Origin of the sequence: Streptomyces auratus (genome assembly GCF_050433025.1) — a bacterium.
Lineage (GTDB): Bacteria > Actinomycetota > Actinomycetes > Streptomycetales > Streptomycetaceae > Streptomyces > Streptomyces sioyaensis.
On the sequence record NZ_JBNGCB010000003.1, the window covers coordinates 3,793,698 to 3,805,867 of the forward strand.

Below are 12,170 nucleotides of genomic sequence, written 5' to 3' on the forward strand. Positions count from 1 at the left end.
CCCAAGCCGGTGCCCGATCCGACGGACGCCCACCCGGCGACGACTTCCTCTGTCCGCCTTGGCACACCACACCCAATGCCCCACACGAAGTCACCGGTATTGCTCCTAGGGGTTCTCTTAGAGTCCCCGGCCGGCGCGCAAATCGGCTGACCGGCGCCCACAGAATGTGATCTGCGAGTAGAGGAATCCAGCGTCGTGGTCGCCGCTGTGAGGCAGGCCGCCGGTCCGCCGAGCGGTCCGGGGAAGGGAGCTGAACTGTGAGCGAGGGAAAGCTCCGCGACTATCTGAAAAGGGTGACGGCGGACCTCCACCGCACCGGCAAGCGGCTGCGCGAGATGGAGGCCCGCGAACGCGAGCCCATCGCGATCGTGGCCATGAGCTGCCGCTACCCCGGCAATGTGCGCTCGCCCGAGGACCTCTGGCAGCTGGTCGCCGACGGCACCGACGGCATCACGCCCTTCCCCGAGGACCGCGGCTGGAACGTGGACTCCCTCTACCACCCGGACCCCGCCCACCCCGGCACCTGCTACACCCGGGAAGGCGGCTTCCTCCACGACGCCGCCGACTTCGACCCGGACTTCTTCGCCATGTCGCCGCGCGAAGCGCTGGCGACCGACCCGCAGCAGCGCCTCCTCCTCGAAACGTCCTGGGAGGCCTTCGAACGGGCCGGACTGCGCCGGCAGACCCTCAAGGGCAGCCCCACCGGCGTTTTCGTCGGCGTCATGTACAACGACTACGGCTCGCGGTTCACCGAGCCGCCCGCCGGCCTCGAAGGACACCTGGGCAACGGCAGCGCCGCCAGCATCGCCTCCGGCCGGGTCGCCTACACCTTCGGCCTCGAAGGCCCGGCGGTGACCGTCGACACCGCCTGCTCCTCCTCCCTGGTCGCCCTGCATCTGGCCTGCAACGCACTGCGCCAGGGCGAGTGCTCCCTCGCACTCGCCGGCGGCGTGACGGTGATGTCCACCCCCGTCACCTTCCTGGAGTTCAGCCGCCAGCGCGGGCTGTCCGCCGACGGCCGCTGCAAGGCGTTCTCCGACGACTCCGACGGCACCGGCTGGGGCGAAGGCGTCGGCATGCTGCTGCTCGAACGGCTCTCCGACGCCCGCCGCAACGGCCATCGCATCCTCGGCCTCGTCCGGGGCACCGCCGTCAACCAGGACGGCGCGAGCAGCGGGCTGACCGCTCCCAACGGGCCGTCCCAGCAGCGCGTCATCCGCGCGGCACTCACCGCCGCGGGCCTCGCCGCGTCCGACGTGGACGCCGTGGAGGCGCACGGCACCGGCACCACCCTCGGCGACCCCATCGAGGCCCAGGCCCTGCTCGCCACCTACGGCCAGGGACGGGAAGCCGGCCGCCCGCTGTGGCTCGGTACGGTCAAGTCCAACATCGGTCACACCCAGGCCGCGGCCGGTGTCGCCGGAGTCATCAAGATGGTGCAGGCGATGCAGCACGGTGTGCTGCCCCGCACCCTGCACGCCGAGCGGCCCTCCACCCACGTCGACTGGAGCGAGGGCGAGGTCCGGCTGCTCACCGACGCCGTGGACTGGCCGGACACCGACCGGCCACGGCGCGCCGGGATCTCGGCCTTCGGGGTCAGCGGGACGAACGCCCACGCCGTACTCGAACAGGCCCCGCCCGCCGGAACCGCAGCACCGGCCACCGCAACCGGAGCCCCGGCCGCCGGCCCCGACGCGGCGGAGCCCGCACCTTCCGCCGAGCAGTCCGCCCCGGCGCCGCGACCCGCCGCCGTGCTCCCGGTGGTGCCCTGGGTGCTCTCCGCCCGCAGCGAACCGGCCCTCCGGGCCCAGGCGGCTCAACTGCTCGCTCACGCAGGGCAGTTGCCGGCGGACGTCCGCGCCGTGGACCTCGGTGCCTCGCTGGCCGCCACCCGTACCGCCTTCGAGGAACGCGCGGTGGTGCTGGGCGAGGACCGCGAGGAACTGCTCCAGCGCCTCGCCCGGTTTGCGCAGGGCGACGACACCGCGGCCGTCCGGGGCACGGCCGGCCGCGGCAAGACCGCGTTCCTCTTCGCCGGTCAGGGGGCCCAGCGGCTCGGGATGGGCCGCGACCTCCACGCGGCGTTCCCCGCCTTCGCGGAGGCCTTCGACGCGATCTGCGCCCACCTCGACCCGGAGCTGCCACAGCCGCTCGCGGACGTCGTCTTCGGCCAGGACGCGGCGGCGCTGGACCGGACCGGCTTCACCCAGCCCGCCCTGTTCGCCTTCGAGGTGGCGCTGTTCCGGCTCGTCGAATCCTGGGGCCTCACGCCGGACTTCCTGCTCGGCCACTCCATCGGCGAGCTGGCCGCCGCGCACGTCGCCGGCGTTCTCTCGCTGCCGGACGCCTGCCGGCTCGTGGCCGCCCGCGGCCGTCTGATGCAGGCGTTGCCGGCCGGGGGCGCGATGGTCTCCCTCCGGGCCGCCGAGGCCGAGGTGCTGCCGCTGCTGGCCGACGCCGGCGACCGGCTGAGCATCGCCGCCGTCAACGGGCCCGAGACGACCGTCGTGGCCGGCGACGAGGAGGCGCTCGCCCCGCTCGTCCGCCGCTTCGAACAGCAGGGCGGCAAGGCCAAGCGGCTCAGGGTGAGCCATGCCTTCCACTCGCCGCTGATGGCCCCCATGCTCGACGAATTCCACGCGGTCACAGCAGAGTTGACGTTCCATCAGCCACGTATTCCGGTCGTCTCCAATGTGACCGGGGAGCCGGCCACCGACCTGGCGACCGCCGCATACTGGGTGCGGCACGTACGGGAGGCCGTGCGGTTCGCGGACGGCATCCGCGCACTGGACCAGCGGGGCGTCACCCGTTTCTTCGAAATCGGGCCCGACGCCACCCTCACCGCCCTTGCCCAGGGCTGCCTCGACGCGGACCCCGGCCACCCCGGCCACCCCAGCCACCTCTACGTATCCGCCCTGCGCAAGGACCGGGCCGAGGCCCACAGCGTCCTCGCCGCGCTGAGCGCCCTGCACACCCGGGGCGCGAGCCCCGACTGGGACCGCCTCTTCCCCGGCGCCGACCGCATCGACCTGCCCACCTACGCCTTCCAGCGTGAGCGCTACTGGCTGGCGCCCGAGGCGGCCACCGCGCACCGCACCGGCGAACACCCGCTGCTCCCCACGGCCATCACGCTGGCGGACCGCAGCGCCGTCGTCTCCACCGGACGCCTCACCCCGTCCGCCCACCCCTGGCTCGCCGACCGGGCCGTCGACGGCTGCGTCCAGCTCCCCACGAGCGCCTACCTCGACCTCGCCCTCCACCTCGGCGCGCTCGCCGGCTGCGAGCACGTCGTCGAACTCGGCGTGGACGCCCCCCTCGTGCTGTCCGAGCGGTCCGCCGTCGAGATCCAGGTGGTGCTCGACGCCGCCGCGGACCCGGACGGACCGCGGACCCTGACGGTGCACTCCCGCCCCGCCGACCGGCAGGACGACGAGACGCCGTGGACCCGGCACGCCCACGGCGTGCTCACCCCGCAGCCGCCCGCACTCCCCGGCCATGACCTGCGGAGCTGGCCCCCCGCCGACGCCCGGCCGGTGGACATGAACGCCCTCCACGCGCCGCGGGAAGGCGCCGAGCCCCCGTCCGAAGGGCTGGTGGGCGCATGGCGGCAGGGCGACACGGTGTACGCACAGGCCGCGCTGCCCGAGGCGTACCGCGGCGACGCGACCCGGTTCGCCCTGCACCCGGCGCTGCTCGACGCGGTGCTCCAAGCGCTCCCGGCGGCGGGACACCCCGACGCCGTCGCCGTGTCCTGGCGTGACTGCGTGCTGCACGCGGTGGCCGCGGAATCGGTACGCGCCCGACTGGCCCCCGCGGACGACGGCGGCCTGGACATCCACCTCACCGACGAACTCGGCGAGCCCGTCGCCTCGTTCGGCTCCGTCACGCCCGTACCCGCCGTCGAGGCGGCACCGCCGCAGGCGCCCTCCGGACGCGATGATCTCTTCACCGTCGAGTGGACCGCACTGCAGCCGTCCGCGCCGCAGCAGCCGCCCGCCCGAATCGCCGTCCTGGGCGCGGAAAACACCGGGATCGACGCCGAACCACCCGCGTTCCACCGCGCACTGGACGCGCTCGCCACGGCCGTGGAGCAGGGCGCCGACGTCCCCGACCTCGTCGTCGTGCCCTGGCGGACCGGCGACACCGGCGAACCGGCCGACACCGCCCGCACCGCGGCCGGGCACGCCCTGACGCTGCTCCAGAACTGGCTCGACCGGCCGGCCCTCGCTCCCGCACGACTGGTCCTCCTCACCCGCGGCGCCGTCGCCACCGGCCCGGACGAGACCGTCACCGACCTGCCCGCCGCCGCGGTGTGGGGCCTGGTGCGCTCGGCGCAGTCGGAGAACCCCGACCGCTTCGTGCTCGTGGACGCCGACGCCGACCACGACGACGGAGGCGACGCCCTGCCCACCGCAGTGGTCAGCGCGGCCACGGGAGCCGGGGAAACCCAGCTCGCCCTCCGCGCCGGGCGCCTCCTGGCTCCTCGGCTGACCCGGCTGCCCCAGCACCCCCGGGGTACCCACCCCGCGGCCGGAGCCCGCTTCGATTCGATCCGCACGGTGCTGGTGACCGGAGCCACCGGAACCGTGGGCGCCGCCGTCACCCGGCACCTGGTGACCGGACACGGCGTACGGCATCTGCTGCTCGTCGGCCGCCGCGGGGCGACCGCGCCCGGCGCCGTACAACTGGCTGCGGAACTCCGCGAGTTGGGCGCCCGGGTGACCCTCGCCGCCTGCGACGTCGCCGACCGCACCGCCCTGGCCGACGTGCTGGCCGCCCTCCCCGAAGCGCACCCCCTGGGCGCCGTCGTGCACGCTGCCGGTGTCCTCGATGACGGGGTGATCTCCTCCCTCACCCCCGAGCGGATCGCCACCGTCCTGCGGCCCAAGGCCGACGCCGCGGTCAACCTCGACCGGCTCACCCGGGACCTCGACCTGTCGGCCTTCGTGCTGTTCTCCTCGGCCGCCGCCACCTTCGGCGGTCCCGGCCAGGGCAACTACGCCGCCGGCAACGCCTTCCTGGAAGCGCTCGCCCACCGGCGCCGCGCCGAGGGCCGGCCGGCCATGGCGCTCGGGTGGGGCATGTGGGCGGAGCGCAGCGAGATGAGCGCCCGCCTGGACGAGGCGGACCGGCGGCGGATGGACCGCGGTGGCGTCGGCGCGCTGTCCACCGAGGCGGCGCTCGCCCTGTTCGACCGCTGCCTGGCTCAGGACCGGGCCGTACCGGTCCCGGTGCCGCTCGATGTCGCCGCGATCCGCGGAAGCGGCCCGGCGGTTGCCCCGCTGCTCCGGGCGCTCGCCGGCCGGCCCGCCAAGCGGACCGCGGCCCCGGCGGCCACACCGGGCACCGGCCCCGCGTCCCCGGCCGACGCCCTGACTGCCCTGGCCGCCCTGGCGCCGCAAGAGCGCCACGCCCAGGTCCTCGACCTGGTCCGCACCGAGATCGCCGCCGTCCTCGGCCACACCTCCCCGGGCCGGGTCGACGCCGACCGGGCCTTCGGGGACCTCGGCCTGGACTCCCTGACCTCCCTCGAACTGCGCAACGCGCTCGGCCGCCGCACCGGACTGCCCCTGCCCGCCACCCTGGTCTTCGACCACCCCACACCCTCGGCCGTCGCCGGCTACCTGCTGGAGGAACTGCTCGGCAGCGCACAGGAGGTGGAGGCCTCCGGGCCCGATGCCACAACGGCCGGTGAGCCCGTCGCCATCGTGGCGATGAGCTGCCGCTTCCCCGGCGGCATCCGGACCCCGGACGCCTTCTGGGAGTTCCTGGCCGCCGGCGGCGACGCCATCGGCGAGTTCCCCGACGACCGGGGCTGGGACACCGCGGCGCTGTACGACCCCGACCCGGAGCACGAGGGCACGACGTACACCCGCCAGGGCGGCTTCCTCACCGAGGCCGACCGCTTCGACGCCGGATTCTTCGGCGTCTCGCCCCGCGAGGCCCTGGCCATGGACCCCCAGCAGCGGATCCTGCTGGAGATCTGCTGGGAGGCGTGCGAGCGGGCCGGTATCGACCCGCTGTCCCTGCGCGGCAGCCGAACCGGCGTCTTCGTCGGCACCAACGGGCAGGACTACACCACCCTCCTGGGCAACGCCGCCGAGTCCGTGGACGGATACCTGGGAACGGGCAACGCCGCGAGCGTGGTCTCCGGCCGGATCGCCTACTCCTTCGGCCTCGAAGGCCCGGCCGTCACCGTCGACACAGCCTGCTCCTCCTCCCTCGTCGCCCTGCACTGGGCCGTCCGCGCCCTCCAGTCGGGGGAGTGCTCGCTCGCGCTGGCGGGCGGCGTCACCGTGATGTCCACGCCCGCCGCGTTCCTGGAGTTCAGCCGCCAGCGCGGACTGTCCGCCGACGGCCGCTGCAAGGCGTTCGCCGACGGCGCCGACGGCACCGGCTGGGGCGAGGGCGCCGGCATGCTGCTGGTCGAGCGGCTGTCCGACGCCCGGCGCAACGGGCACCCGGTGCTGGCCGTCGTCCGCGGCAGCGCCATCAACTCCGACGGCGCGAGCAACGGCCTCACGGCACCCAACGGCCCCTCCCAGCAACGGGTGATCAGGGCCGCGCTCGCCGACGCCCGCCTCACCGCCGGTGACGTCGACGCCGTCGAGGCCCACGGCACCGGCACCACCCTCGGCGACCCGATCGAGGCCCAGGCACTGCTCACCACCTACGGCCAGGAGCGCGCCGGCGAGCAGCCCCTGTGGCTCGGGTCCGTGAAGTCGAACATCGGGCACACCCAGGCCGCGGCCGGCGTCGCCGGAGTGATCAAGATGGTGCAGGCCCTGCGCCACGGCCTGCTGCCGCAGACGCTGCACCTCGACGCCCCCTCGTCCCATGTGGATTGGACCGAAGGCGCCGTGGAACTGCTGGCCGCCCCCACCACCTGGCCCGAGCACGGGCGCCCCCGCCGAGCCGCCGTCTCCTCCTTCGGCTTCAGCGGCACCAACGCCCACCTCATCCTCGAACAGGCCACCCCGGAACCGGCCGGGCCCGACGCACCGGCGGACGGCACGCCGGCGGACGGCACGCAGCCCGCACCGGACGCACAAGAGGCCGCCGGCCCCGCCCCGCTGCCACTCGTCTGGCCGCTGTCCGCCCGCAGCCCCGAAGCGCTCCGCGCCCTGGCCGAGGCCCTGCACACGCACGCCGCGGACCACCCCGACCTGCCCGCCGCGGCCGTCGGCCACGCCCTGGCCACCACCCGGGCGTCCTTCGAGCACCGCGCGCTCGCCCACGGCACCGACCGCGCCGGCCTGCTGTCCGCCCTGGGCGGGCTGGCCGCCGGCGAGAAGCCGGCCACCGGAGCCGCCCTCGGCGTGGCCCGTCCCGGCGCACGCACCGCCTTCCTGTTCACCGGACAGGGCGCCCAGCGCCCCGGCATGGGCCACGAACTGCACCGCGCCTTCCCGGTGTTCGCCCACGCCCTCGACGAGATCTGCGAACACTTCGCCGGCCACCTCGACCGGCCGCTGCGCGACGTCATGTTCCACGACACCGACGGACTGCTGGACCGGACGGAATACACCCAGCCCGCCCTGTTCGCCATGGAGACCGCCCTCCACCGCCTCGTCGAGAGCACCGGCCTGCGCGCCGACCACCTGATAGGCCACTCCATCGGCGAGGTGACCGCCGCGCACCTCGCCGGGGTGTTCTCCCTGGCCGACGCCTGCGCGCTCGTCGCCGCCCGCGGCCGGCTCATGCAGGCGCTCCCGGAGACCGGCGCCATGGTCGCCCTCCAGGCGACGGAGGCCGAGGTGCGGCCGCTGCTCGACGGGCTCGACCAGCAGGTCTCCCTCGCCGCCGTCAACGGCCCCGACTCCGTCGTGCTCTCCGGCGACCGCGCCGTCGTGACCCGGATCGCCGACCAGCTGGCCGCCGACGGCCGCCGGACCAAGCAGCTCCGGGTCAGCCATGCGTTCCACTCCCCGCACATGGACCCGATGCTCGACGAGTTCCGCACCGTCGCCGAGGCCCTCACCTACCACGAGCCGCGCCTCCCCGTCGTGTCCAACCTGACCGGCGAGACCGCCACCGAACTGCACCTCCCCGACTACTGGGTGCGTCAGGTGCGGGGCGCCGTCCGGTTCCACGACGGCCTCCGCGGTCTCGCCGAGCAGGGCGTCCAGCGCTTCGTCGAAATCGGCCCCGACGGCACCCTCTCCGCCATGGCGGCCGGCTGCCTGCCCCCCGACGCCACCGGCACCGCCGTCATCCCGCTGCTCCGCGACCGGACGTCCGAGTCCCGCTCGCTGCTCGACGGCCTCGCCCGCGCCCACGTCCACGGCGCGGACCTCGACTGGTCCGCCGTCGCCAACGCCCACCCGGGGCGTACGGCCGTCACCGACCTGCCCACCTACCCCTTCCAGCGGCAGCGCTACTGGCCCACTCCCCGCCCGCTCGCCACCGCGGGGATCAGCCCGGCCGGCCATCCGCTGCTGAGCGCGGCCGTCGAACTCGCCGACGGCAGCCACCTGTTCACCGGCCGGCTCTCGACAGCCGACCAGCCGTGGCTCGCCGAGCACGCCCTGGCGGGCACCGCCGTCGTCCCCGGCACAGCCTTCCTCGAACTCGCCGTCCTGGCAGGCGACCGGGCGGGCTGCCCCCGGGTGGCGGACCTGACCCTGGTCAGCCCGCTCGTCCTGCCCGAGCAGGACGCGATGGACCTGCAAGCGGTCCTCGGCGCCGACGACGGGCAGGGCCACCGGTCGTTCACCGTCCATGCCCGTCCCGCCGACCCGGCCCCCGGCGAGCCCTGGACGCTGCACGCCACCGGCACCCTCACCGCCGCCCCTCCGGAGCCCATGGCCTCCGCCCCCTCGGCCTGGCCGCCCGCCGGCGCCGAGCCCCTCCCCGTCGAGGACCTCTACGAGCAACTGAGCGCGGGCGGGTTCGACTACGGGCCGCTCTTCCAAGGCCTTCATGCCGCCTGGCGCCACGGCGACCAGCTCCACGCCGAGGTCTCGCTGCCCCAGCCGGCACACCAGGACGCGGACCGCTTCGCGCTCCACCCGGCGCTGCTCGACGCCGCGTTGCACGCGACCGCTTTCCTGCTGACGGAGGACACCGGGAGCGGACGTCTGCCCTTCTCCTGGCGCGGAGTGCAGATCCACGCCACCGGGGCGACGCACCTGCGGGTCCGCCTCGACCTGTCCGCACCCGACACCGTCTCGCTCGCCCTCGCCGACGCCGATGGCCGGCCCGTCGCCGACATCGAGGCGCTGACGCTGCGGGAGATCTCCGCCGACCGGATCGCGCTCTCCGCCCGGTCCACCGGCCCCCTCTACCACCTCGACTGGCCCGTGGCCTCCCTCCCTACGAGGCTCCCCGAGGAGCCGGCCCGACTCCTCGTCCTGGACAGCGAAGACCTCGCCGTCGACCTGGACGCCGCGGGCCTGCCCGCCACCCGGCTGACCGGCCCTGACCTCCAGGAGGCCACCGGCGCCGTCCTCGTGGCCCTCCCCACCGCCGATCCGCACGAGGCGGCGACCGGCGCCCTGACACTGGTCCAGCGCTGGCTGGCGGACCCGCCCGCCGCGGCCCGGCTCGTCTTCGTCACCCGGGGAGCCGTCGACGCCCCCGGCACCACCCACCACGATTCCGCGGCCGCCCCGATCTGGGGCCTGGTGCGCTCGGCGCAGTCCGAACACCCCGGCCGTTTCGTCCTCGCCGACCTCGACGGCCAGGACACCTCGTACGCCGCCCTGCCCGCGGCACTGGCCACGAACGAGCCCCAATTCGCCGTCCGCGGCGGCACCGTGCACCTGCCGAAGGTCGCCCCCGTCCACGCCGGCACCGCACTGCGCGAACCCGCCGACGGTACCGGCTGGCGCCTCGGCATGACCGGCAAGGGCACCCTCGACCACCTCGCCCTCATGCCCCACGACGACGCCCAACGCCCCCTGGAACGGGGCGAAGTCCGCATCGCGGTGCGGTCCGCCGGAGTGAACTTCCGCGATGTGCTCAACGTCCTCGGCATGTACCCCGGCGACGCCGGCGCCTTCGGCCTCGAAGGCGCGGGCGTGATCACGGAGACCGGCCCCGACGTCATCGGATTCGCCCCCGGTGACCGGGTGATGGGGTTGTTCCCGTATGCCTTCGGTCCGGTGGCGGTGGCGGATGAGCGGATGGTGATCCGGATTCCGGAGGGGTGGTCGTTCGCGCAGGCGGCGTCGGTTCCGGTGGTGTTTTTGACGGCGTATTACGCGCTGGTGGAGCTGGGTGGGGTGCGGGCGGGCGAGTCGGTGTTGGTGCATGCCGGTGCGGGTGGTGTGGGGATGGCTGCGGTGCAGTTGGCGCGGCATCTGGGTGCGGAGGTGTTCGCGACGGCGAGCCCCGGCAAGTGGGGGACGTTGCGGGGGCTGGGGTTGGATGAGGCGCATATTGCCTCGTCGCGTGATCTGGACTTCGAGCGGTCGTTCCTGGAGGCCACCGGTGGCCGGGGCGTGGATGTGGTGCTGGATTCTCTGGCGCGGGAGTTCGTGGATGCTTCGCTGCGGCTGCTGCCGCGGGGTGGTCGTTTCCTGGAGATGGGCAAGACCGATATCCGTGAGCCGGAGCGGGTGGCGGCGGAGCATGCGGGTGTGCGGTATCAGGCGTTCGATCTGATGGAGGCGGGCGAGGACCGGATCGGGGAGATGTTTGCGCAGGTCCGGGAGTTGTTCGAGGGGGGTGTGTTGGAGCCGTTGCCGGTGACGGCGTGGGATGTGCGGCGGGCGCCTGAGGCTTTCCGGTATCTGAGTCAGGCGCGGCATGTGGGCAAGGTCGTGCTGACGATGCCGGTTCCGTTGGATGTGGAGGGGACGGTGTTGGTCACGGGCGGTACCGGTGGGCTGGGTGGGTTGGTGGCCCGGCATCTGGTGGCCGAGCACGGGGTTCGGCATCTGTTGTTGGCCAGTCGGCGGGGGCCGCAGGCTCCTGGTGTGGATGTGCTGCGTGAGGAGCTGGAGGCTCTGGGTGCGGAGGTGGAGGTCGCTGCTTGCGATATCGCCGACCGTGCGGCGTTGAGCGGGTTGCTGGAGTCCGTACCGAAGCACCACCCCCTCACCGCCGTCATCCACACCGCCGGCGTACTCGACGACACCGTCGTCACCTCGCTCACCCCGCAGCGGCTCCGCGCGGTCCTGCGCCCCAAGGCCGATGCGACGGTCCATCTGCACGAGCTCACCCGTGATGAGGACCTGGCGGCGTTCCTCGTCTTCTCCTCGACCGCCGGGGTGTTCGGCGCTCCCGGCCAGGCCAACTACGCCGCCGCCAACGCCTTCTGCGACACCTTCGCCGCCGAGCGCCGGGCCGCCGGGCTGCCCGCCACCTCGCTCGCCTGGGGGCCGTGGTCCCAGACGACGGGCATGACCAGCGGGCTCACCGAAGCCGATCTGCACCGCATGGCACGCGCGGGCCTGCCCGCCCTGCCCGCCGACCGCGGACTCGCCCTCTACGACGCGTGCCTCGGCCGGCCCGAGGCAGCCCTGCTGCCGATGCTGGTCGATCCCCGCGCCCTGGGCTCGGGCGGTCCCGTACCGCCGCTGCTGAGCGGCCTCCTGCCGACCGTGGCACGCCGGACGGCAGCCGCGGGCCCGGCGGCACCGGCCGGACCGGGCTCCGCCGAGACGCTGACCCGCACGCTCGCCACCCTGACTCGCGACGAGGCACACCACGCCCTACTCGACGTGGTGTGCACCCAGGTCGCCGCCGTACTCGGCCACGCCTCCGCGGCCGAGGTCGGCGACCAGCAGTCGTTCAAGGACCTCGGCTTCGACTCACTGACCGCGGTGGAGTTGCGCAACCGTCTCGGCACCGCGACCGGCGCCCTGCTGCCCGCCACCCTCGTCTTCGACTACCCCACCCCGCTGGCCCTCGTCGACCACCTGTGCGCGGAGCTCGTCCCCGAGCAGCCCGCGGAGCCGGCCGTCGCACCGGAGGACGAAGCAGCGGTACGGGAGGCCCTGGCAGCCATTCCCCTCGCCCGCCTACGGGCGGCCGGGCTGCTCGACGACCTGCTGGCGCTGGCGCAGCCGGCCACACCCGGCCCGGACCACGAGCCCGAGGCCGCCCCCGACTCCGACGCCATCGAGAGCATGGAAGTCGACGACCTCGTGCGCCTCGCGTTCGGCGCCACGGACGGCTGAGCACCGCCGTCCCGACGAAGCCACACCCGACGAAGCCGGAAT

1 protein-coding gene is annotated in these 12,170 nt (G+C 74.4%); it reads left to right on the forward strand.

Annotated elements, in window-relative coordinates; translation table 11 throughout:
• Positions 1-257: 257 nt before the first annotated feature.
• Entirely contained in the window at positions 258-12,128 is an 11,871-nt protein-coding gene (locus BKA18_RS36070; RefSeq protein ID WP_366045098.1) for an SDR family NAD(P)-dependent oxidoreductase, read from the forward strand.
• Positions 12,129-12,170: the final 42 nt, after the last annotated feature.